A 22,273-nucleotide genomic window follows, 5' to 3' on the forward strand; every position below is an offset into this window, starting at 1 on the left:
CGGACCGACGCGGCTTCAGTAGAGCACGCGGGTGCGGAGGCTGGTCTCCAGCGCCCCGATGCGCCGGCTCACCTCGGCGGACACGTCCTGCGACAGGTCCATGATCAGGTAACCGATGTTGGCGTCGGTCGACAGGACCTGGCTGTCGATGTTGGCGTTCACGTCCGACACGATGCGGTTCACGTCGCGGAGCACGCCGGGCACGTTGCGGTGGACGTTGAGGATGCGGTGCGTGGCCTTGAGCGGCGGGAGCTCGACGTTCGGGAAGTTCACCGCGCCCGTCGTCGCCCCGGTGGTCACGAACTGCGTCAGCGCGCGCGACACCTCGCGGCCGATCGCCTCCTGCGCCTCCTCGGTCGAGCCGCCGATGTGCGGCGTCAGGATCACGTTCGGGAGCTTCTGCAGCTCGGTCAGGAAGCCGTCAGAGTTCGACTCCGGCTCCTCCGGGTAGACGTCGATCGCCGCGCCCGCGAGGTGGCCGCTCTTCAGCGCCTCGGCCAGCGCCGGGATCACGACGACCGAGCCGCGGCTCGCGTTGAGCAGGTACGCGCCCTTGCGCATGTGCGCGAGCTCGGCGGCGCCGATCATGTTGTGCGTCTCCGACGTGGCCGGCACGTGGAGCGAGACGAAATCCGACTCGGCGAGCAGCGCCTCCAGCGTCGGCAGCGCGCGGTTGTTGCCCATCGGGAGCTTCTGGGCGATGTCGTAGTAGACAACGCGCATCCCCATCGCCTCGGCGAGCACGCCGAGCTGCTGGCCGATGTGGCCGTAGCCGATGAGGCCGATGGTCTTGCCGCGGATCTCGTAGCAGGCCTTCGAGACCTTCTTCCAGGTGCCCGCGTGCACCTCGCGCGACCTGTCCCCGAGCTGCCGGGCCAGCATGATGGCCTCGCCGATGATCATCTCGGCGACGCTGCGCGTGTTGCTGAACGGCGCGTTGAACACCGGCACCCCGCGCCGGTTCGCCGCGTCGAGGTCGACCTGGTTCGTGCCGATGCAGAAGCACCCGATGGAGAGCAGCTTGTCCGCCTTCTCCAGCACGCGCGCGGTGACGTGCGTCTTGCTCCGGATGCCGAGCATGTCCACGCCAGCGAGCGCGGCGATGAGCTCGTCTTCCTTCAGCGCGGAGCTCCGCGTCTCGATCTCGAACGATCGCGACCGGAACAGCTCGTGCGCGCTCTGGTGGATGTTCTCGAGCAGGAGCACCTTGACGGGCTCCTTCGCGACAGGGGGGGTCGTCTGGAATTTCGTTGCTGAGGGCGTCATGGGCTTCATCCGTCAAGGCCACCTCTACCGCAACTTCGCCCTTTTGCATCCCAGGATCCGCTCCGGCGCCGACGCGCTCCGCGCGTCTGTTCCGCGCATTCGTTGCGCGCGGCAGACTGCCGCGCCGCCGCGCAGGCCGACGGCGCGCCGCAGGGGAGACGCCTTGCCGATAGCAAGCTAGATTGCGCCGCATGCGCTACCGCAGCCACGCTCGACTCCCTGCCGTCCTCGTCGTCGCCGCGCTCGCCGCCTCCGCCGGATGCAAGGGGAAGCCCGGCCCCAGCGGCCCGTCGCCCAACGCGACGAAGGTCCCCGACGCGCCGGCGACGTCGGCGACGATCGACACGACGCCGCCGCCCGTCCCGCCCTCGAAGGGCGCGCTCATCGAGGACGAGCGCAACTCGATCGCCGTGTTCCGCGACGTCGCGCCCTCGACGGTGTTCGTGACGCAGCAGCGGCTCGTGGTGGACCGCTTCGGGGGTACCGCCGTCGAGGTGCCCGCGGGCTCGGGCTCGGGCTTCGTCTGGGACGCCGACGGACACATCGTCACGAACTACCACGTCGTGGCCGGCGCGCAGTCGCTCGTCGTCCGGCTCCAGGGCGAGAAGACGTTCCCCGCGAAGCTCGTCGGCGTCGAGCCGCGCAAGGACATCGCGGTCATCAAGATCGACGCCCCCAAGGACATGCTGAAGCCGATCCAGGTCGCGCCCCTGCGCGAGCCGCTCGAGGTCGGGCAGAAGGCGATCGCGATCGGCAACCCGTTCGGCCTCGATCACACGCTGACGACCGGCATCATCAGCGCGCTCGGACGCCAGGTCCAGGGCGTGGGCGAGGTGACCATCCGCGACATGATCCAGACGGACGCCGCGATCAACCCCGGCAACTCCGGCGGCCCGCTGCTCGACTCGAGCGGGCACCTCATCGGGATGAACACGATGATCTTCTCGAAGAGCGGCAGCTCCGCCGGCATCGGCTTCGCCGTGCCGTCGACGACGATCGCGCGGATCGTCCCGCAGATCATCCGGACCGGAAAGGCCGAGCAGGTCGGCCTCGGCATCCAGCTCGATCAGTCCCGCCGCCTCGAGCGGCGCAACGGCATCCGCGGCCTCATCATCATGACCGTCGTCCCGGGCGGCCCCGCCGACAAGGCGGGCATCCGCGGCCTCTCCGAGGGCGACCGCGGGCTCGTCCTTGGCGACGTGATCGTCGGGATCGACGGCACGCCCGTCACGGACTACGACGGGCTGTACCAGGCGCTCGACGGCAAGAAGCCGGGCGACAAGGTGAAGGTCGACGTGCTCCGCGGCCCCAACGGAGAGAAGGCCACCATCGAGGTCGCGGTCGAGCTCCTCGGCTGACCCGCCCCGTCTCCGCCCCCGAGTTATCCAGGCCTCGGCGGAGCTCGCCCGCTGCGAGCGAGCTCCTCTCTCAGGCAACGATTGCGTCGACCAGCCCGCCTTCGAGGCTCTCGTCGCCGAAGTCATCGAGCGGGCCGCCCTGGCCGTTCGTGCAGCCGACGGCCGCGCCGATCGTGTTGAGCAGCTTGTTGTTGGTGACCCGCTGGTCGATGAACTGGCCGGTCTTCAGGTAACCCGCGGCGCCGCCGGCGAGGATGTACGGGACCCTGGAGTAGGAGTGGTACTTGTCGGCATTGTCGTTGAGCCACACGGCCACGCCGCGATCGAGGAGCGTCCCGGAGCCGAGATCGTAGGACGAGAGCCTGTCGAGCAGGTGCTTGAAGATCCGCGCGTGGATACGGTCGATCTGGTGGTGCAGCTCCTGCGCGCCCTCGATCGGCGGGCCGACCTCGCCGTCGCCGTCGATGCGGTGAGAGATCTTGTGGTAGCTCTTCTGCCGCACGCCGTGGATCGTGTACTCGGTCCCGTCGTTGCCGTCGCCGACCTGCAGCGTCGCCGCGCGCGTCGCGCCGCACGCCATCGCGAGCGCGATGATGTCCATCTGCATGCGGGCGACGGTCTCCACGTTGTTGTAGCTGCCGACGTCCGGGGAGATCGCCTCCATCTCCGCGACCTGCTCCGGCGGGAGCGCGCAGGCGAGCCCGACCTCGAGGTCGCGGATGCTGTCGAAGTGGAGCTGCAGCCGCTCGCGGTCGCCCTGGCTGAGGTCCGTCCGGCGCATCAGCGCCTGCATCTGCTCCCGGACCAGGTCGTTCACGCTGGCGCGGCGCGCGGCCAGCGCCTCCGCGGCCGCGGCGTCCACCTCGGCGAGCCCGAAGAGCTTCTGGTACGCCTTGTACGGGTCGCGCTCGGCGGCGCGCAGCTGCTTCGGCCCGCGGTACGAGAGGACCTCGTTGATGTAACCGGCCTTCCTGCCCGCGTAGAGCGTCAGCGGCTCGACGCCCGCCGGGTTGAGCTCGGTCGCGATGCGGTTGTCGATCGACTCGCCCATCGCCAGCGACTCGTTGCCCGCCGGATCCTCCGACACCTGCGCGGCCGTCAGGCACTGGTTGCCGCCGCCGGAGTGGCCGCAGCCGTTGCCCGGGAACGCGAAGCGGACGCCGCGCACCAGGATCAGACGGCTCGCGTAGTCCTTGAGCTCGCTGACCGCCCGATCGGCGTCCGCGGCCATCGACTCGGCGGTCAGCGGGCCCGGCGCGCTTGGCCAGAACATCTCCGGCTCATCGCCGACCTGCTGCGCGACGCCGTTGGCCTGGCGCATGAAGATCGCGAAGGGCGGCGCGTCCGCCGCGCCGGCCGCGGCGCGGCGCGGCGCGAACGTCTCCAGGAACGGGAGCGCCACCGTGACGCCGAACAGGCCTCGAAGCACACGTCGTCGGGTGATCATGGCGCCTCCGCGGGAACGCGAGCGAGGAAGGGAGTGGAGGAGACGATCCGGACGATGAGCTCCTTGGTCGAGGCGCCGCCGCGCGACGCCTCGCCGAGCTCCTCGACGAGCGCCCGGTCCTCCGCGCGCGCGGCGCGGCCGTGGGTGAACTCGAGCCAGCGCTCCGCGTAGCACCCGTGCGCCTCGCTGCTCTCGGCGAGGAGCTGGCTGAACTCGACCGCATCCGCGTAGCTCCTCGGCTGGCCGTCGAGCGTGTACACGTCGGCCGAGTTGACGGGCGCGCCGTTGTCGGTCGTGCGGTACTTGCCGATCGCGTCGTAATGCTCGAAGGCGAACCCGGCGGGGTTGATGAGCGCCCCGTGGCACGACGCGCCGCACGTCCCCTTGCCCGTGTGCGCCTCGACGCGCTCGCGGTTGGTCGCGAGCTCGCCCGGCGGCAGCGAGGTCGCGTCGTCGGGCGGCGGCGGCAGCGTGGCGCAGAGGATCCTGAGGTTCACGAAGACGCCGCGGTGGATCGAGTCCGGCTGCCGCGCCGTCGCCTTGGCCGCGAGGAAGCCGAGGCGCGTGAGCAGCCCCGAGCGCTCCCCCTCGTCGAGCTCCACGCGCTTGAACTCGTCCGAGAAGTCACCCTCGACGCCGTAGACGGCTGCGAGGTGCTCGTTCACGAACGCGGTGCGCGCGGTGAGCAGGTCGGTGAGCCCGCCCTCCTCGTCGAAGACGACGTGATCCACGAAGAGCTCCGCCTCGCGCTGCATGTCGTCGCCCATCTCGGGGACGAACTCGGGGTAGAGCGCCTGATCCTTGTTGAGGTCGTGGTACTGCTCGTAGTCGTAGAGCTGCCGGTGGAACGCGCCGACGACCTCGCGGGCGCGCTGGTCGTCGAGCATCCCCCCGGCGTAGGCGCGGACGGCCTCGCGGGTCGAGAGCTCACCCGCCTTCGCCGCCTCGAGGAGCGCGTCGGAGGGCATCGTGTTCCACAGGGTATAGGCGAGCCTTGTCGCGATCTCGTGTCCGCCGAGCGGGATGAGCCCGCCCTCCGCCGGCCCGGCGCCGATCTCGACGCGGTAGATGAAATGGGGGGACTGCAGAAACGCCTCGATCGCCGCGCGGACGCCCGCGGCGAACGGCTCCTCGCCCTCGAAGAGCTCCTGGCCGCGGTGGAACAGCGCCACGTACGCGTCCCGCTCCTCGTCCGTGAGCGGGCGCCGGAACGCCCGCTCGCCGAACCGCTCGACGAACGCCTGCGCCCGCGCCTCCGGGGCGTCCGGCAGGTCCGCGGGCGCGATCCGACCGAGCTTGCCCGGGTCGGCGGTCACCATCGCCGCGAGCTCCTCGGCGGCGCGCTGGTAATCGCCCCAGAGGCCCGGCGTCACAAGGAGCGCAGCCTCGTTGTTGTCGAACACGCCGCCGAGCGGGTCGCTCGTGAACGACGCCGAGAGGCCGGGCCTGTCGTCGAGGCGCAGGAGGTCGCGCACCGTGTTCTCCCACTGCGCGTGGGTCAGCCGCGGAAACATGCTGCGCTCGGCGACCTCGGGCCCAGTCGGCCCGCCGGGAATGACGCCATCCCCGTCGCCCTCCCGCGGATCACCCACCGCGCCCGTACACCCCGAGATCAGGAGCGCAGCGACGCTCAGCTGCGCGCCGAGAAGCCGCCGCCACCGCGGGAAGGCGGTCAATCGACAAGCCAGTGACATCATCGAGCTCTCCTGACGAGCAGATCGATTGTGTACGCAGGAGACTCACCTCGGCCGGCACCGCGACGAGGTGGTCAATCGATAAGACAGTGAGGTCGCCGACCTCTCCTGAAGAAAGGCTCCGAACAAATCCGGACTGCACCAGGCAGCCGACGGTGGGCGCAGCGCCGGATGCCACGAGGCGCCCTGCTGAAGCAGGGCGACGCGGAGCAACGACGCGACGCGCCGACCATCGGCTGCCTGGCGACAAGAGGTTTCGTTCGCTCTAAGCCAAGCTGCGAGATCCAGTTATGTAGGAAATACACTTTACTAACAACCCAAAAAAATTTGGTTCATGGGCAGGTGCGCGACGATCGCCCTGGAGCAGACAAATCCAACGGCACCCAAAACTCCCCTTGCTCGTGTGTGTGATCTCCCATGCATGCGGGCCATGGCAGGAGATCTCGATGGCTGGCCACTCCTGCCGAGGCGGTGCGGTGTCGCCGCCGCGGGGAGTTCGCAGTTGCTGCCGAGCCGCGGGTTCAGCAAGCATCTCCTCGATGCGCCCCTCTCTGCTCCGCCGCTGCTACGCCTGGTCTGCGCTGGCGCTCGCGTCGCTCGTCTCGCTCGCCGCGTGCGAGCGACGGGCAGCCCCGCCCGGGGGCGGCGCTGCTGGCACCGAGCAGCAGGCGCCTCCCGCCGCGCCGGCCGCGAGCGCGGCGGTCCCCGCCGCCGCTGTCGAGTACCTCGAAGAGATCACGGGCGGCGCGGACCGGAACGAGGCGCTCCCCCTCGTCGTCGCGATTCACGGGCTCGGCGACAGGCCCGAGTCGTTCACGGGCCTGCTGTCGGGCGCCGACGTCAAGGCGCGCCTCATCGTGCCGCGCGGGCTCACGCCGTACGGCGGCGGCTACTCGTGGTTTCCGCTCCAGCAGGCGCTCGCGAGCGACGAGGTGGGCCAGGGCATCTTGCGCGCGGCCGCCGCGCTCGCGGCCACGATCGAGCGGATCGCCGCCGAGCGGCCGACGCGGGGAAAGGCCATCGTGACCGGCTTTTCCCAGGGCGGCGCGCTCACGTTCGCGCTCGCTCTTCACCACCCGCGCGTGGTCGGCGCCGCCTTCCCCATGGGCGGCTGGGTCCCCCCGGCGATGCTGCCCGGCGCAGCCGCGGCGGCTCCAGCGCTCGTCGCGCTGCACGGCGAGGACGACCGGCGCGTCCCGATCGGCCCGACGCGCGACGCGATCGCGGCGCTCGACGGGCGCGGCGTCAAGGCGAGGCTGGTGAGCTACCCTGGCGTCGGCCACACGGTGAGCGGCGAGATGCGGCGCGACCTCCTGCAGCTCATCCGCGGCGCCGCCGCCGAGATGCGCTGACGGCCGTCAGGACACGGCCACGGACCTCGCCCTCGCCCGCCCGGATGCGCTGTTTCCAGGGGCCCTACACGGCGCGCGCGACCTACCCTACGTCGTGGGCCCGAATGAAACCGGATCCTTCCGATCGCTTGGCGCGGTGGCTCAGCCACCCTCGCTTCTTCACGGCTGTCTCGCTCCTCGCGCTCGCCCTGGCGCTGCCCACGGTGGCGATCGCCTTCTATGCCGATGACTACATCCTGTTCTGCTACCTCGCGAAGCTAATCCCTGGCTCGCCTCCCTGGTACGATCTCTACAACTTCTTCCCCGGGGTTCCGGAGGAGACACGGGCTGCCGTCTCCATCTCCGGGCTGCCGTGGTGGACCGATCCGGAGCTCAGGCTCCACCTTGTCCGCCCCCTGGCGAGCGCGCTGTTCACGCTGGAGCGCGCGGTCTTCGGCGACACCCCGCTCGGGTACCACCTTGTCTCGATCGGGCTCTACGTCGCCCTGGTCGCCGCCGTCGGCAGGCTGTTCCTGCGGGTGCTCCCGGGCGCGACCGCGGCGCTCGCCACGCTGATCTTCGCGATCAGCGGGAATCACGTTCACCCGGTCGGCTGGATCGCGTGCCAGCACCTGCTGCTCGCGGCGCTCCCGGTGGTGCTCGGGCTCCTCGCCTATCTCCGCTACCGCGAGGAAGGGTGGCGGCCCGGGCTGTACCTGGGCCCGCTCGGGCTCGGGATCGGGCTCCTCGGCGGCGAGGCGGCGCTCGGCGGGGCGGCGTACTGGATCGCCTATCAGCTCGCCGGTCCCGTGCCGCCGGGCCGCGCAGATGGCCTTCGCGCACGGGCGGCCGGCGTGCTCCCGGCGCTCGGCCTCCTCGTGTACTTCGCCGCGTACAAGGCGTTCGGCGGCGGCGCCGCGCACACGGGCGGGTATATCGACCCGCTCAACAGCCCCCTCGCCTTCGTGGCCGCCGCGGCGGAGCGGCTGCCCATCCTGATCGGCGGCGCCCTCGTGGCCGTGCCCGCGGATCTCTCCGTCCCGCTCCCCAAGCTCCCCTTCATCGCGGTCGGGCTCGCGGCGGCCGCGGGCGTCGCCCTCCTCTACCGCGCTTGCCTCCCTGCGGTCCCCGAGCGCGAGCGGGCCGCCTTGCGCTGGCTCGTCCCCGGGGCGCTCCTCGCGTTCTTCACGAGCCTCGGGGGCTTCCCCGGGTCGCGCCTGCTGCTGATGCCGGGCCTCGGGATCGCGCCGCTCCTCGCCGTCGTCGTCCTGCGCGGGCTGCGCCGCGCCCCCTCGCCCGGGGCCGCGTCATGGCCCCGCCGCGCCGGCGCCGGGTTCCTCGCCGCCGTGCACCTCGGGGTCGCGCCGCTCCTGTTCCTCGCCGCCACGTCGTCGAGCATCGATATCGCGCGCAAGGTCGAGGACATCGCCCGCAGCGCCGAGATCGAGGCGCCGCCCCGCAAGCGGGTCTTCATCGCCGCCGCCTCGGATCCGATGGCGTCCTTGTACCCTCAGGCGATCCGGGCCCTGGAGTCGCCCGATTCGTTCTCCTGCTGGTCGATCCTCTCGATGAACAAGGGCACGCACCGCCTCACGCGCACAGGCCCGTCGTCGTTCTCCCTGGGGCGCATCGACGGGACGATGCTGACCGGGGCGTTCGAGACCCTCTACCGCGCGCCGTCCGCGCCGATCGCGGCGGGCTACGAGGTCCGCCAGTGCGGCGCCGCGATCCGGGTCGTCGAGGTCGCGGACGGGAGGCCCACGCGGCTCGAGGTCGACCTGGGCGCGCCGCTCGAGGATCCGGGGCTCGTCATCCTGGCGTGGCGCGACGGGAGGCTCCGCCGCGTCGCGCCGCCCGCTGTCGGCGAGGCGGTGGAGTTCCCGTGGTCGCCGGGCCCGATCGGGTTCTTCTGATCTCTTCCATCGGGCGCCAAGAACGCCAAGAACAGCGGTTTCCGCCCCGCTCTCCACCAAGCAGAGCCGCAGCAGAGCGGCGGTCACTCGCACAGGAGACGGGCCCAGATCGGCGTTTTCGGCGCGCAAGCGCACTCCCGTGCGCTGAGCACCGAAAACGTCGAGGTGGGCCCGTATCCGAAGCGAGTGACCGTCGCTCTAGAGGGGCATGGGCAGCGGCGCGCCTTCGCGACCGACGTAGGCGACGGTCACGAGCTCGCCTTCCCGAGGGTCGTTGACAGGCAAGGTGAAGAATCCGCCTCTCCAGAGCGCCTCCTGCGGGTTCATGAAGGCGCTCCGGACGAACTGCTCGTATTGCTCGAAGTCCTGGTGCACCGTCTCGACACGGCACATCGAGCTCCGGCACTCGATCGAGCGGAGCGACGAGGTGTCCGGGAGCGCCGCGCTCAGCTTCTCCCGGGCCGCCTCGCGCGCCTCGGCGCTCCACCGAGCGTCGGTCCCCTGCTGCGTGAACGTGTCCTCCAGGCGCTCGCGCACCGCGGCCAGCGCGGCCGCGCGCTGCTCGACCGTCGGGGCGCCCTCGCTCGCGTCGCCCGGGGGCTCCGGCGCGGGTGACGCGGGCGCTTCCGCCGGCGGAGCCGCGGGGGCCGGCGCGGCAGCCTCGATCCGCCGCTCGGGGCGGGGCGCGGCGCCGGCGGGGGCCGGGCCGCTCTTCGTCGCCTCGATGGCGCGCGAGAGCGCGCCCATGTCCTCGCGCATGCGCGCCATCTCCGCCTCGTCCCGCCGCCTGTCGACGGCGAGCGTCGCGACGGCGCCGGCCGCCGTGAGCGCGACCAGAACCTGCCAGATCCTCTTCATGACTCCCTCCGTCGAACGGTGAGCCGGGCCGGAACCGTGGGAGCGCGCGCCGCGCTCCCACGGTAGCCGCCGACCCTCTCAGTAAACGAGCTGGACCACCTGCGCGCCCGGACCGACCGTGCACGCGGCATACGGCGAGGTGTCGGGATAAAAAAAGGTGTCCGGCAACTTGATGTTCTCGAACCACCCCGTCGTCGTGAGGTCGACCCCCCCGCCGGACCAGCCGCCGCCCGTGGCCTTGTCGAAGACGTACGTCGCGCAGCTCATCGTGGTGGTCCAAGTCGGCTTCTTCGCGGTCACGGTGACCCTCGCCCAGTTGTTGAAGGGGCCGGGATCCATCACGAGGGGGAGGATGACGACCGAGTTGCCGCAGCGGCGCCCGCCGACGAGGCCGTCGTTGATGAGGCTCCCGTAGCTCTCGTTGAAGCAGCTGGCCTCGGCGGCGTCCCTGGCGCGGCCGATGAATGCGGCGGTGTTCCTGGCCGAGGCGTCCGGCGCCACGCCGACCGTGGCGAGGGCGGAGGCGACGGCGAGCATCGAGACCTTGAGGATGGGCTTCATGGGATTCTCCATTCGGGCGCTCGGTAGACAGACGCGCTGCAGGCGATGCGCCCCATCGCCGCGCGTTCGAGATGTCGTCGTCCATGGACCGTTGACCGTGGACCGTTGTCTGCGGACCGCTGGTCCGCTGACATTCACCGTTGAGCATCGCGCGTGCCAGCCGCGTCCCGCGCGGATCGCCCGGTCGCGGAGCGCCGTTGTCGCGCGCCCGTCGCACTTCCCTGCGCCGGCGTGGCCTGGGCGGCGACAGCGCCGCCGCGCGGGGCGCGACGCCGCCGTGGTATCGTGGCGCCATGGCGAGCGGACCCCCGAAGAGAGCAGCCCAGAGCGGCGGCGATACGCTGACCCACCCGGGCGCCCGCCCGGACGACAGCGCGGGCATGGTCCGCCGGTTCCGCATCGAGCTCGTCGAGGGCCCGGCCAAGGGTGCTGTCTGGGACTCCTCCGCCGATCGATGCTCGATCGGGTCGAGCGAGGGCAACGACCTCGTGGTCGTCGACGCCACCGTCTCCCGGTTTCACTGCGAGATCCGCATCGACGACGCCGGGGCGCGCGTGCGCGATCTCCGCAGCCACAACGGCACGGTCGTCGACGGGGTGCACGTGATCGAGGCCTTGCTGCGCACCGGCAGCCTCATCCGGCTCGGGAAGACGGTCGCCCGCTTCGAGTTCGGCACGGAGCACAACCGCCTGCCGCTCTGGGAGGAGGAGCGGTTCGGCGCGCTCTCGGGCGCGTCGGCGGCGATGCGGGCGGTGTTCGCGCTCCTCTCGCGGTCCGCCGAGCGCGACGTCACCGTGCTGCTCGAGGGCGAGACCGGCACCGGAAAGAGCCAGGCGGCCCGCTCGATCCACGAGCGGAGCGCGCGGCGGGACAGGCCGTTCGTGGTCGTCGACTGCGGCGCGATCCATGGGAACCTCATCGAGAGCGAGCTCTTCGGCCACGCGAAGGGCGCGTTCACCGGCGCGGGCGAGCAGCGGATCGGCGCCTTCGAGGAGGCGTCGGGCGGGACCATCTTCCTCGACGAGATCGGCGAGCTGCCGCTCGACCTCCAGCCGAAGCTCCTGCGGGCGCTCGAGGCGCGCGAGATCCGCCGCCTCGGGACGAACACGCCGAGGTCGGTCGACGTGCGCGTCATCGCGGCCACGCACCGGGACCTGCGCGCCGAGGTGAACGCGGGCCGCTTCCGCGCCGATCTCTATTTCCGGATCGCGGTCGTGCGGATCCCGATGCCGCCCCTCCGGCAGCGCCCCGAGGACATCCCGGCGCTGCTCGACGATCTCCTCGCCTCGCTCCACGCGACGCCGGACGAGGCGGCGACGCTGCGGGACCCGAGGGTGATCGCCCGCATGACGCGCGCCGCGTGGCCGGGCAACGTGCGCGAGCTCAGGAACTACGTCGAGCAGTACCTCGTGTTCCGCGCGCCGCCGCCCGTGAGCGAGCTCGCGCCGGTGAGCGCGCCCCCGCCGGTCGACGCGAGCGTGCCGTACGCCGAGGCGCGCGACCGGGTCCTCTCGGACTTCGAGCGCCGCTACTTCGAGGCGCTGCTCCGCGCCCACGACGGCAAGGTCTCGCGGGCCGCGGCCGCGGCGGGGCTGGATCGGCGGTACCTGTACCGCCTGCTCCACCGGCACGGGCTGGGGCCGGAGCGCGAGCCGGAGGGGTAGCGCCGCGCCGCGGCTCCTGCGCGTCCGCGTCAGCGCGGCGTCAACGCGTCGACGGAGGTCCAGGGCGCGAACGCATTGTCGTGGTGGCGCAGGAGCGGACCGAGCGCGGGATGGTGGCGGAGCAGGATGGTCTTCATCGTGTTCTCGTTGATCCAATCCAGCCCGGCTTGCGAGTAGACGTCGGCGTTGAACTCGCTGGCCAAGAACCGGTCGCTCTTCAGCCGCCGCGACGCCATCAGGATGAAGATCCGGAACGCGGTATCGCTGAAGCCGAAGCCGCGCGGCGGCGTCTCGGAGTACAGGCCGACCATCAGATCCAGATGCTCGACGTTGTCCTTTCCGCCCGTCGTGCCGTAGACCTCCCGCAGCTCCTCGGCCAACCCTGGGTGCAGCGGGTTCTTCAGATCATCGAAGGACGTGATGGCCGGCAGGTGCATGAGCCTCCGGAACTGGTTGTACCGCGGCACCCCACGCTCGCGATCGCGCAAGATATCGACCGACGCCAGGTCGATGACCTCGCCGTCGTACCTCGTCAGGGTCCGCAGGAACCTCGGATAATTATGGAGCGTGATCGCCCCCGGGTGCGAGGTGCCGAACGAGTAGAGCATGTCCTCGATCGTCACGCCGTCCTTCGCCAGCATCTGGAGCAACCGCTCCGGTCCGACCATGCCCTCGGGGAACGAGTAGGATTTGATCGGCCGCCCGGTCCTGTGGGACCGCACCGTGATCTCGTCGGGCACGAGCGTGTGCATCCGATAGACCGCGACGAACTCCTCGGTGAGACAGTAGTCGGCGCCGTGGTGGTCGACGTCCGAGCCCGGGATGCCGCCGAACACCTCGTTCTCGCTGATGCGGCCAAGCAACTTCCGCACGCGCTCGGTCTGGAGTCCCCACCAGTTCGCGTTCATGCTGATGCGGAGCGCCGGGTGACCCAGGATCGCCGGTGTCCACTCGACCGTATGGATCTTCGCCATCAGGGCGATGTTGGTCATCCGGGCGACGGTGAAGATGCGGTCACCGTCCCACTCCGGATACGCGCTGCGCAGCCGATCGCAGATGGCGTTGTGCTCGCGCGCGAACAGCGTGTGCATCAAGCTCAGCCCGACCCACCAGTTGTCCGACAGCCCGGTGAGCGCCTCGTCGGGGCGCGTCGCGGGGCCGAGCGGCAGGCGGCCCTCGATGAGGAAGAGCTTGCCGTCCTCCACGGGCTCTCCCGTGCGCTGGTCGGTGCGGATCTGCCGCATGATCTCCGGATCATTGCTGTAGATCTGCGACGCGTCCCACCAGTGGGAGCCGGCGTTGGCGTAGGTGGGCGGCGCCGGAGCGCGCCCCTCGGCTCTTGCCTCGCGCGCCTCGCGCTCGTAGTCGCGGGTCGGGTCGGGCCGGGTGCGCCGGACGCGCATCGGGCACTGGTGCCACTTGTCCCCCTTCGGCAGCGGGACATCGTGCTCGTCGCCGCGAGGCGGCTCTCCGTGGTTGAACCAGTCGTGCGTCTGGAACTGGATCCACGCCGCCGCCAGCAGGTTGAGCGTCGGCGCCGGGATGAACTCGCGCCGGGCGAGCAGCCTCAGGCTGATCTCGCGCGGGCTCGGGCTCATCAGCTGGGCGGCGTCGGGGTAGGCGTGCGCGAGGGGTACGTTCCGCCCGAAGCGCGCCCCCGGATGGCTGTGGGTGAAGCGGATGTCGTCGTGGGACGCGTCGTCTGCATAGCTCGAGCGTCCCATCGTCGGCTTCTCGAGATCGTTGTGAGATCCGGTGTTCGAGCGCTCGAGGACGTACGCCGGCGTGAAGGGCTCGAGCGGCGCGAGGCCCTCCTTCCGCGTCACAGGGATGTGCGAGGTGTTGTGGAGGTTGCCCCTGCGCAGCACCTCGCGGAGGGCTCCCAGGTTCAGGACAGCGAGCCACGTCGGGAGCCGATGCCACGGGACGACGCGGTTGATGGCCTGGAACGTCGCGACGTAAACCCTGTCGACGAAGGAGTTCCGATCGAACTCGCGGAGGGCGATGCGCGCGGCGATGCTCGTCAGCGTCGTGATCACAAGGAGGATCCCGAGCGCCCGGACGAGCCCCTGCCCCTGGGGGATCGCCGCGACGACCCACGCCGCGAACAGGGCCACGTTGAGCGTCGCGCGCTGCACGTGGATGGTCCGCGACGTGCTCGTCGCCGTCCAGGCGATGAGCACGTCCGCGCCCCACCAGAGCGTCAAGGCGAGATCGAGCCAGGGCGCGCTCACGAGGTCGGGGCGCCGGAACACCTCCGCGACGTCGCCTCCCATCATCCCCGCAATCGCCCAGTAGATATGCGCAAGGTGCGCGGCATACGCGAGCGTCCAGAGCGCCCTCCAGGCGCCCGAGGGGGCCATCCGACGCTGGAGGACGAACAGGGGGAGCGCCGGGATGAGCAGGATCAGCGTCAAGGCAGCCAGGTAAAACACCCGGTAGTGATCCAGACCGCTCACGGGCGGAGGTCCGACCTGCTTTGCGGCGTAGGCCGCCGCCGCCATGGCGACGCCGACGAGCCCGGCGCCCACGGCGATGGTCGACGCGAAACGTAATGCTCTGTTCATGACGCTCCCTCCCTGCCTTTGCTGCTCGGTCCTGCGGCCGAGCGGATCATCGCGAGATCGGGGGGAATCTCGACTGGATGCGCTTCTGTGACCGCCGCGCGCCGCCGTCCAGCGGGGGCGCCGGCGCTAAGGTCTCATAGGTCTTTGCGGTGGCCGTGCCATGAGGTCATATGGCTTGCCTGCGTCTCCGAGTAGCCGTCGCGGAAGTTCTCATCGTAGTAATCCAGGTCCAGGTGATGGGCCTGGAGCCAGATGCCGGGAACGTAGATCGCGTCGACGTGGGCCGGGAATCGGCCATGGGTCCTCACGACGTACCTGCAGATATCCTTCGTGCACGCGACCACATCCGCGGCGTAGTGAGGCACCTCGGCGATGTAGCGATCTCCGCGCTGCTCCTTGAAGATCTTCCGGAAGAACTCGCTGTCCGTGTAGGCGCCGCGCGACGCGTCGAACTTCGCGGCGACAACGGCATCCACGGCGTCCGCCATGTCGGTGTAGTACGGCGGGGACATGCACCGGATGAGCGGGACGCCGTCCTTCTCCAGCCCTACCGGGTGCGCCCGGAGCTTCGGTATGAACGTGTGCCACCTGATCATGTCCAGCACGTACCGCTGGAGGACGCCGCGCGGGGGGGTGTACCACCGGAACGCGAGGCCTCGGTTCTTGTCGGTCATGTGGGGATTGCCGAGGAGGTACGGCGGCGCGACGGAGGCGTGGATCCAGCCGCCGAGCCCCATCGCCTGAAGCGCCAGCATCAGGTTCTGCAGGAGCAGCTCGGCCTCCACGTGGGTGCGCATGGTCCCGAGCGCGCCGAGCGGCAGCGGGATCTTCGGGTTGAGGAAGCCCTTCAGGACCCATCGCGTCACGCCCGCCGGCATGTAGAAGTTCCTGTCGTCGACGAGGGTCGGGCGCTGGCCTTGCTCCTCGGTCAAGAGGTACATCAGCGCGTTGATGTACTGCGTGGTCATGTCGACGACCGGCACGAGGAGGGTGCTCCCTGGCAGGTTGGACAGGAAGCGGTTCGAGTCGAGGTAATAAGGGAACCGGCGCGGGAACTCGATCCGGCTGTCCGAGAGCTGAACCTTCGCCTCGCGCGCTCTCTGGATCAGCGACTCCTCGGTCAGGGGCGCGCCAGCGGCGGGCGGCGCCGTCCGCCTGAGGAAGTAGGTTCCGGCGTCGTTGATGAGGAAGAAGTACGTCGCCTGCGCGTTGTCGGTGCTCCCGGCCGCGCGGCCGATGAAGCTCAGGTTGGGTGCGCCGAGGATCGGTTTCCCTTCTTCGTCCTGGAAGGGACGATCGGGCAGGGTCACGCCCGTGGTCCCGGTCGCCGCGATGAGCAACGCCTCCTCCAGCTCGCTGAGAGGCTCCGGCTCCTTGCGCGACCGGTACGTCAGGCTCCCTGCGTGAACAGCCTTGACACCGGTCATGATGCGGCGCGAACGCCGGTGGAAGATCGCGTCGAACAGGGGATACTCGAGCGCGCGCAGAAACCCATCTTTCTCTTCCCGCATGGCGGCATCTCCTCGACTCGATCTGCCAGTGAGGCTGCTTGAGCGTGGCGGCGGGCGACGCGAGCAAGCGCTCGGCTCCCATGCAGGAAGGGCGCCCCTGCCGCCCGGTGCAGCAATGTTGCACCAGGTCTCCGCGCTCGATGCTTCCTGGAAGTTCCTGGAGTCGGCCGCTCCTCCTCCGTCAGAAATTCTCCGTCAGAAATTTGGCCAGGGTTGGCGGGGTCCGGATAGGAGGGACCATGCTCGATCGCACGCCGTGGGCGAACCGCTCCTACCGATGGCGGGCACGCTCCTGAAAACTCCGTCCCTCACCGTCCGCTCCCCTGCTCCGGTCGCCGACGCGACGGCGGTGATCGAGATCGCGGCGCGCACCTTTGGCAATTACGCGAGCTTCCGCGCCGACTGCGCCGCCTGGTACGTGAACCACAGCCACTACGACTGGGACGCCTCGGTCATCGGATTCCTCGGTGATGTGATGGTCACCCACTGGGGCGTGTGGGGTTACCGGATGCGGATCGGTCGGGCGGAGGTGCGCTGCGGCGGCATCGGCGCGGTGGCCACCGAGGCGGCCCACCGGGGGAAAGGGCTCATGGCCCGCACGGCTCCGCACAGCCTCGACCGCATGCGCGCCCGCGGCTATCACCTCTCGATCCTGTTCGGGATCGACGACTTCTACCACCGGTTCGGCTATGTGCCGGCCTGGCCCGAGTCGCGGTGGCGCGTGAAGCTCCCCGACCTCCCGGCCACGCTGCCTCGGCTGCGCGGGCTGCGCCGGATCCCCGCGGTGCCCACGCAGGCGCTGGTGCGGCTGCACAACCGGTGGAACGCCGGCCTCACCGGCACGGCGGTGCGGCCGACCTTTCTGCGCTCGTGGAGCGGCATGCGCAAGGACGTCGAGGCCTGGTGCTGGGGCGCGGATCGAGAGCGCCCCGAGGGGCATGTCGTCGTCCAGGCGGGCAGGAGCCGGCTCGTGTGCGCCGAGGCGACCGGCGCACCGGACGCGGCGCTCTCGGCGCTAGGGGCCCTCTGCCGGCGGAAGGCGCTCCCCGAGATCCGCTTCGACACGCTCCCCTACCGCTCGGCGCTCGCCGCGCGGCTCCGGACGCTGAACAGCCGCCACGAGCAGCGCTATGCCGAGAGCGGCGCCGCGATGGTCCGGGTCGTCGACCTCCCGGGATGCCTCGCGGCGATGGCGCCGGAGCTCTCGGCCCGGCTCGCCGCGTCCGAGCTCGCGGGCTACCGCGGCGCGCTCACGCTCGCCAGCCCCGAGGAGACGGCGACGCTCCGCCTCGACCGCGGCCGCGTCGAGGTCGCCCGCGGGCGGAGCGCCGCGGGGGCGCGCAGCGCTATCCGCGGCGGCTGGGCGGTGGCGCGGCTCCTCCTCGGCTCGGACGCGCCGCTGGAGGTGTGCGACGCGGGGAAGCTCCGGCTTGCCGGAGACGCCACCCGGCTCGTCCCGGTGCTCTTCCCGGCGCAGCACCCGCAGCTCACGCTGGCAGATAGGTTCTGAAGGCCGCCGGTCGTTCCCCCTCACCCCACCTGATAAAAAGGCGGTGTACCCACATCGCATGTCGCATCAGAGGGGGGTACCAGCCGCGCCCGGGCAGGATCACGACGGCGCGGCATCGGCCTCGATGGGTCGGCTGGCCAGGAGGTCGTCCAGCAAGGCGCGCAGCGCCACCGATTGGCTGGCGGCCCGGGTATACAGGGCGGTCGCTTGAATCATCGGCAGATCGAGGTCGGGGAGCAGGCGTACCAGCGACCCGCGTTCCAGGTCAGGCAACGCAAGGAACTCGGGTACGAAAGCGATGCCCAGCCCCGCCCTCGCGGCATCCCGCGTGACGATCATGTTGCCGGTGCTCATGCGCCAGGGGACGCGCACGGTCTCCCCGCCGACTTTCCAATGAACGAGCTCGGGCCGCGTGACGATGGCGGCATGCTGGGCGAGGTCAGCGGGCCTCTGGGGCATGTCGTGCTGCTCCAGCCAGTTCGGCGAGGCGACGATGACCATGGTGATATCGGCCAGCTTGTGGCTGATCAGCTCGCTGTCCTCGATCGCCCCCATGCGGACGGCCAGGTCGTAGCCGCCGTTGACGAGGTTGACGCGCCCGTCATGGAGATGCAGATCGATGCGGACCGCCGGATAACGCCTCATGAAGGAGAGCAGGCGGGGCGCGATCGCCGCCTGGCCATAGGCGACGGGCGCGGTGATGCGCAGCAGCCCGGAAGGAGCCGCATGGAGGATCTTGACCTCGGCGGTCGCCTGCTGCGCCTCTCGAACGATGGGCTGGACCTTGTCGAAGAAGCGCCTGCCCGTATCCGTCAGGCTGAGCGCGCGCGTGGAGCGGATCAGCAGCGGCGCGCCGAGCCGCTTCTCCAGGAGCGCGAGGTTGCGGCTGAGGGTCGCCTTGGGCAGCCCGAGCGCCCGGCCGGCCGCGCTGAGCGAGCCTTCCTCGACGATGCGCACGAACATCGACAGACCGGACAGATCATCGGGCTCCCTCAACGTTCCACTCCTCGAACGCGGCCGTTCCAGGGCGCCCTCTGGCGCCGTCGCGGGCATCTTCGCATACTCGGGACGTGATCCTAAGCGTGGCGGCGCCGGCGCGGCGTCCCGCCTCGCGGCGATCCGCGCCAATGCGCGGGCCGCTGCCGGCGATGCGGTCTCCCGGAGGCCCCTGAAGGCCCAGCGCGCTTGGCGACGAGGCGACCTGCATCTGCGGCTCCGCTTCGCTCTGCAGCGCCTGGACGCGCCGTCGCGCAGCCAGCGAATTTTCGCCACGCGAGGGATGATCCATGAATCTCGAACAGTCCTCGGTCAGAGCTGCGGTCATGAAGGCCCCCGGTCGGATCAGCCCCGCCGCCGACGCGCCGCCCCTCGAGAGTCTGGTCTCCACTGCGCGCGAGCTCATCCCTCGCCTCCGCGAGCAAGCCCAGCAAACGGAGATCGAGCGCCGCGTCTCGGAGGAGACGAACCAGCTCTTCCATCGCGCCGGCTTCTTTCGGCTGATGCAGCCGGCCCGTTACGGCGGCTACGAGTACGGCTTCACCGCGCTCCTCGACGTGATCAGCGAGATCGGGCGAGGCTGCACCTCGTCCGCCTGGGCATGCTCGCTCGGGGCGATCCACCAGTGGCTGCTCGGATTGTTCCCGGCGCAGGCGCAGGACGACGTGTGGAGGGAGAATCCCCGGGCCATCCTGTGCGGCTCCTACTCGCCCATCACCGCGGCGCACGCGGTGGATGGCGGGTACCTGATCCAGGGCAAGTGGCGCTTCGCGTCCAACGTCGACAACTCGCAGTGGGCCGTGCTGGGCGTCCAGCTTCCGAAGGAGAACGACGCCACCTCCAACGCCGGCTTCTTGCTCGTGCCCCGCTCCGACTGGTCGATCGAGGACGACTGGCACGTCGCGGGCCAAGCTGGCACCGGGTCCAAGACCGTGGTGCTCAACAAGCCGACCTTCGTGCCGGGTCATCGGAAGCTCACCTTCGCGGAGGCCGCGTCCGGCGCGCCTCCTGGGGCCACGGTGAACCCCAACCGTATCTACAGCATCTCCTTCCTCTCGGCGATCCCGGTCTGCCTCGTGGCCCCGCTCCTGGGCACCGCCCAAGGCGCCATCGATGCCTTCCTCGATCTCTGCGAGAGCCGCGTCACGCGCGGCGGCATCGGCGGCGCGGGAGCGCGCCTCTGCCAGTTCGCTCACGTGCAGTCGCGCCTTGCCGACGCGGCGGCCGCCGTGGACGCGGCGAGGCTCGTCCTCGACCGCGACATCACCGAGGTGGAGCTGACAGCAGCCCAGGGGCGGTCCGTGAGCGTCGAGAAGCGCATCCGCAACCGGCGAGGCCACGCCTACGCGGCGAAGCTGTCGCACTCCGCCATCGAGGCGTTGTTCTCGTGCGTCGGAGGCAGCAGCCTGGCGCTCGGTCAACCCATCCAGCGCATGTGGCGGGACGGCAACGCGATCGCCCAGCACATCACCCTCAACTGGGACGCCGTGTCCACGATGGTCGGCCAGCACATGCTGGGCCTCGAGCCGAAGGGGGCGTACTGAGAGCGACGTCGCCCGCGCCCCCGAGCTCGGGTCGCCCGCGCCCTCGAGCTCGGGTCGCTCGCGCTGGAGCTCTCGGAGACGCGCCGGCCGCGCCGCGCGCCGTCGGGCCTGGCCGGTTTGCGGAGCCGCTGGCCGGGAGGCCGTCTCTCCAAATGGATGGAAAACTGCCAACTCATTGGCAAGGCGTGACGCGCGCCCACCGGGGTTGCTAGGCTGCCGCCGGACCCGGCGACGCGGAGCGGCCGTCTGGCCGCGACGCGCGGACGTTCGATCCGTGGCTGGAGCGCCACCCGAAGGTCTTCGCCGAGCGACTCACAACGGGCTGCGACGAGCGCGCAGCCGCCGACACGGAACACGAGGAACAGAACCATGACCTTCCAGCTTCCCCAGCTCCCCTACTCCAGAGACGCGCTCGTCCCCCACATCTCGGCCGAGACGCTCGATTTCCACCACGGCAAGCACCACAACGCGTACGTCACGAAGCTGAACGAGCTCGTGGCGGCGAACCCGGAGCTCGCGGGCAAGAGCCTCGAGGATCTCGTCCGCACGACGTCCGGCCCGGTCTTCAACCAGGCAGCTCAGGTGTGGAACCACACGTTCTACTGGCACAGCATGAAGCCGCAGGGCGGCGGTGAGCCTGCCGGCGCGCTCCGTGCGGCGATCGAGGAGGCGTTCGGCAGCGTGTCGACGTTCAAGGAGAAGTTCAGCGCCGCGGCCGTCGGTCAGTTCGGCTCGGGCTGGGCCTGGCTGGTGAAGAATGGCTCAGGCAAGCTCGAAATCGTGCAGACGGGCAACGCCGGGTGCCCGCTCACGGAGGGCAAGACGCCGCTGCTCACGTGCGACGTGTGGGAGCACGCGTATTACATCGACTACCGCAATGCCCGGCCGAAGTACGTCGAGGCATGGTGGAACCTGGTGAACTGGGACCACGCCGCCTCGAAGCTGTGACCCGCACGCTCCCGTGAAGGGGGCGTCGAGGCCGCTCTGCATCCAGGCATGAGAGCGACCAGCCTGAGCTGATGCAGAGCGGGGCCGCGCGGGCGTCGGCCTCGTCAGGCTGAGGTCACTTGCCCGTCCCGCGCGCGTGGGCCTGGCGCCTGGAGCGCCGCATTCTCCTCCAAAGACGATGATTCCGGCGGCGGTGGGACGGGAATGAACCGCCGGAGAGCGAGCGCCGAGCTTGACGACTCCGCTCGATCCACCAAGCTCGGCCCGAGCCATGAGCCATGCCCGCCACACGAGCGCCGATATGGATGAGCTTGCCCGCGCAGCGCAGCGGGATGGGTTCTGCCTGATAAAGAACCTCATTCCGAAGAGCCTGCTGCGCTCGTGGCGTGAGGCCTTCGCGCCGCTCCTCGACGCCCACATCGCGCGTGAGGGGCACCTCAAGAACCGGGGGCCCGGTCGCTATTACGTGACGCTCCCGTTCAAGGCCCCCTTCGCGGAGCCGCGCATCTACGAGGACGAGACGATCCTGGGCGTGGTGGAGCGCCTCGTCGGGGCCGACATGACCATGGTCCAGCTCGCGACAGACACCCCGCTCCTCGGGTCCGACTACCAGGACGTCCACCGCGACACGCCGCCGCTCTTCCCCGAGACCGGGAGAGAGACGCCCGCGTTCCAGCTCGCCGTCAACTTCCCGCTGGTCGACGTCACCGCCGAGAACGGCCCGATCGAGATCGCCCGCGGCACGCACATGCTGTCCAAGGCCGAGGGGATGCGGCGCCTCGAGCAGGGCGAGGTCGCGCTCGAGCCGATCGCCATGGAGCTCGGCGACGTCATGGTCCGTGACGTTCGCGGCCTCCACCGCGGGACCCCGAACCGCTCGCGCGAGCCGCGGCCGATGGTCGTCATCGGCTACAGCCGCCGCTGGCTCTTCCGCCCTGAGGTCTCGATCCGGGTGCCCCGCGAGAGCCTCTCCCACCTGTCGGAGCGGGCGAAGCGCATGCTCCGCTTCAATCCCATCGTCGAATCGCTCGACGCGCGCGAGGAGACGGAGGAGACCGAGGTCTACCAGGCCTTCGCGTACTGACGCGCGACGCCGCTCGCCCAG

The 22,273-nt window shown here is 70.4% G+C and carries 16 protein-coding genes; 8 read left to right on the forward strand and 8 right to left on the reverse strand.

Annotated features, from left to right (window positions below; all coding sequences use genetic code 11):
• Positions 1-15: 15 nt before the first annotated feature.
• Entirely contained in the window at positions 16-1,275 is a 1,260-nt protein-coding gene (gene serA, locus WMF45_RS23155; RefSeq protein WP_437719020.1) for a phosphoglycerate dehydrogenase, read from the reverse strand.
• Positions 1,276-1,457: 182 nt separating this feature from the next.
• Here serA and WMF45_RS23160 point away from each other — a divergent pair, with 182 nt between their 5' ends.
• Positions 1,458-2,624, forward strand: a complete 1,167-nt coding sequence (locus WMF45_RS23160; protein ID WP_437719021.1) for a S1C family serine protease — start codon at positions 1,458-1,460, stop codon at positions 2,622-2,624.
• A gap of 70 nt (positions 2,625-2,694) precedes the next feature.
• Here WMF45_RS23160 and WMF45_RS23165 read toward each other — a convergent pair whose 3' ends face one another.
• Positions 2,695-4,071 carry a DUF1552 domain-containing protein gene (locus WMF45_RS23165; protein WP_437719022.1) on the reverse strand — a complete coding sequence of 459 codons (1,377 nt, stop codon included), beginning with the start codon at positions 4,069-4,071 and terminating at the stop codon, positions 2,695-2,697.
• Positions 4,068-5,768 (reverse strand): DUF1592 domain-containing protein, encoded by a 1,701-nt coding sequence (locus tag WMF45_RS23170; RefSeq protein WP_437719023.1) that lies wholly within the window; start codon positions 5,766-5,768, stop codon positions 4,068-4,070. Before WMF45_RS23170 ends, WMF45_RS23165 begins: the two co-directional genes overlap by 4 nt.
• 536 nt (positions 5,769-6,304) lie before the next feature.
• On the opposite strand from WMF45_RS23170, the gene WMF45_RS23175 reads away from it, so the two are divergent.
• The gene (locus tag WMF45_RS23175) at positions 6,305-7,117 is read left to right on the forward strand and encodes an alpha/beta hydrolase (protein WP_437719024.1); all 813 of its coding nucleotides are present in this window, start codon (positions 6,305-6,307) and stop codon (positions 7,115-7,117) included.
• Between the two features lie 104 nt (positions 7,118-7,221).
• Positions 7,222-9,009 carry a hypothetical protein gene (locus WMF45_RS23180; RefSeq protein WP_437719025.1) on the forward strand — a complete coding sequence of 596 codons (1,788 nt, stop codon included), beginning with the start codon at positions 7,222-7,224 and terminating at the stop codon, positions 9,007-9,009.
• A gap of 198 nt (positions 9,010-9,207) precedes the next feature.
• Here WMF45_RS23180 and WMF45_RS23185 read toward each other — a convergent pair whose 3' ends face one another.
• Positions 9,208-9,867 (reverse strand): hypothetical protein, encoded by a 660-nt coding sequence (locus tag WMF45_RS23185; RefSeq protein ID WP_437719026.1) that lies wholly within the window; start codon positions 9,865-9,867, stop codon positions 9,208-9,210.
• 78 nt (positions 9,868-9,945) lie between these two features.
• A complete protein-coding gene (locus WMF45_RS23190) occupies positions 9,946-10,428 on the reverse strand; it encodes a hypothetical protein (RefSeq protein ID WP_437719027.1) in 483 nt (160 codons plus the stop codon).
• A gap of 293 nt (positions 10,429-10,721) precedes the next feature.
• Here WMF45_RS23190 and WMF45_RS23195 point away from each other — a divergent pair, with 293 nt between their 5' ends.
• Positions 10,722-12,092 carry a sigma 54-interacting transcriptional regulator gene (locus WMF45_RS23195; RefSeq protein ID WP_437719028.1) on the forward strand — a complete coding sequence of 457 codons (1,371 nt, stop codon included), beginning with the start codon at positions 10,722-10,724 and terminating at the stop codon, positions 12,090-12,092.
• A 29-nt stretch (positions 12,093-12,121) separates the two neighbouring features.
• Here the strand turns inward: WMF45_RS23195 and WMF45_RS23200 are convergent, their stop codons facing one another.
• Both WMF45_RS23200 and WMF45_RS23205 read right to left on the reverse strand, forming a co-directional pair.
• The gene (locus tag WMF45_RS23200) at positions 12,122-14,659 is read right to left on the reverse strand and encodes a peroxidase family protein (protein ID WP_437719029.1); all 2,538 of its coding nucleotides are present in this window, start codon (positions 14,657-14,659) and stop codon (positions 12,122-12,124) included.
• 134 nt (positions 14,660-14,793) lie between these two features.
• Positions 14,794-16,170 (reverse strand): hypothetical protein, encoded by a 1,377-nt coding sequence (locus WMF45_RS23205; RefSeq protein WP_437719030.1) that lies wholly within the window; start codon positions 16,168-16,170, stop codon positions 14,794-14,796.
• A gap of 256 nt (positions 16,171-16,426) precedes the next feature.
• On the opposite strand from WMF45_RS23205, the gene WMF45_RS23210 reads away from it, so the two are divergent.
• Positions 16,427-17,680 carry a GNAT family N-acetyltransferase gene (locus WMF45_RS23210; RefSeq protein ID WP_437719031.1) on the forward strand — a complete coding sequence of 418 codons (1,254 nt, stop codon included), beginning with the start codon at positions 16,427-16,429 and terminating at the stop codon, positions 17,678-17,680.
• Between the two features lie 99 nt (positions 17,681-17,779).
• Here the strand turns inward: WMF45_RS23210 and WMF45_RS23215 are convergent, their stop codons facing one another.
• On the reverse strand, positions 17,780-18,676 hold the full coding sequence (locus tag WMF45_RS23215) for a LysR family transcriptional regulator (RefSeq protein WP_437719032.1): 897 nt from the start codon (positions 18,674-18,676) through the stop codon (positions 17,780-17,782).
• A gap of 290 nt (positions 18,677-18,966) precedes the next feature.
• Between WMF45_RS23215 and WMF45_RS23220 the strand changes: the two genes are divergently transcribed.
• The 3 genes from WMF45_RS23220 (at position 18,967) to WMF45_RS23230 (ending at position 22,252) form a co-directional block, all read left to right on the forward strand.
• Entirely contained in the window at positions 18,967-20,220 is a 1,254-nt protein-coding gene (locus WMF45_RS23220; RefSeq protein WP_437719033.1) for an acyl-CoA dehydrogenase family protein, read from the forward strand.
• Between the two features lie 369 nt (positions 20,221-20,589).
• The gene (locus WMF45_RS23225; protein ID WP_437719034.1) at positions 20,590-21,168 is read left to right on the forward strand and encodes a superoxide dismutase; all 579 of its coding nucleotides are present in this window, start codon (positions 20,590-20,592) and stop codon (positions 21,166-21,168) included.
• 271 nt (positions 21,169-21,439) lie between these two features.
• Positions 21,440-22,252: a phytanoyl-CoA dioxygenase family protein gene (locus tag WMF45_RS23230; RefSeq protein WP_437719035.1), complete on the forward strand. Its 813-nt coding sequence runs from the start codon at positions 21,440-21,442 to the stop codon at positions 22,250-22,252.
• Positions 22,253-22,273: the final 21 nt, after the last annotated feature.

Source organism: Sorangium sp. So ce448 (assembly GCF_051520915.1).
GTDB lineage: Bacteria > Myxococcota_A > Polyangia > Polyangiales > Polyangiaceae > Sorangium > Sorangium cellulosum_B.

Excerpts from the sequence above, each read along its gene's own strand:
- WMF45_RS23165 (WP_437719022.1), bottom strand. The coding sequence starts at position 4,071 with ATGATCACCCGACGACGTGTGCTTCGAGGCCTGTTCGGCGTCACGGTG.
- WMF45_RS23195 (WP_437719028.1), top strand. The coding sequence starts at position 10,722 with ATGGCGAGCGGACCCCCGAAGAGAGCAGCCCAGAGCGGCGGCGATACG.
- WMF45_RS23180 (WP_437719025.1), top strand. The coding sequence starts at position 7,222 with ATGAAACCGGATCCTTCCGATCGCTTGGCGCGGTGGCTCAGCCACCCT.
- WMF45_RS23205 (WP_437719030.1), bottom strand. The coding sequence starts at position 16,170 with ATGCGGGAAGAGAAAGATGGGTTTCTGCGCGCGCTCGAGTATCCCCTG.
- WMF45_RS23160 (WP_437719021.1), top strand. The coding sequence starts at position 1,458 with ATGCGCTACCGCAGCCACGCTCGACTCCCTGCCGTCCTCGTCGTCGCC.
- WMF45_RS23170 (WP_437719023.1), bottom strand. The coding sequence starts at position 5,768 with ATGATGTCACTGGCTTGTCGATTGACCGCCTTCCCGCGGTGGCGGCGG.
- WMF45_RS23185 (WP_437719026.1), bottom strand. The coding sequence starts at position 9,867 with ATGAAGAGGATCTGGCAGGTTCTGGTCGCGCTCACGGCGGCCGGCGCC.
- WMF45_RS23220 (WP_437719033.1), top strand. The coding sequence starts at position 18,967 with ATGAATCTCGAACAGTCCTCGGTCAGAGCTGCGGTCATGAAGGCCCCC.
- WMF45_RS23225 (WP_437719034.1), top strand. The coding sequence starts at position 20,590 with ATGACCTTCCAGCTTCCCCAGCTCCCCTACTCCAGAGACGCGCTCGTC.
- WMF45_RS23200 (WP_437719029.1), bottom strand. The coding sequence starts at position 14,659 with ATGAACAGAGCATTACGTTTCGCGTCGACCATCGCCGTGGGCGCCGGG.
- serA (WP_437719020.1), bottom strand. The coding sequence starts at position 1,275 with ATGAAGCCCATGACGCCCTCAGCAACGAAATTCCAGACGACCCCCCCT.
- WMF45_RS23190 (WP_437719027.1), bottom strand. The coding sequence starts at position 10,428 with ATGAAGCCCATCCTCAAGGTCTCGATGCTCGCCGTCGCCTCCGCCCTC.
- WMF45_RS23175 (WP_437719024.1), top strand. The coding sequence starts at position 6,305 with ATGCGCCCCTCTCTGCTCCGCCGCTGCTACGCCTGGTCTGCGCTGGCG.
- WMF45_RS23230 (WP_437719035.1), top strand. The coding sequence starts at position 21,440 with ATGAGCCATGCCCGCCACACGAGCGCCGATATGGATGAGCTTGCCCGC.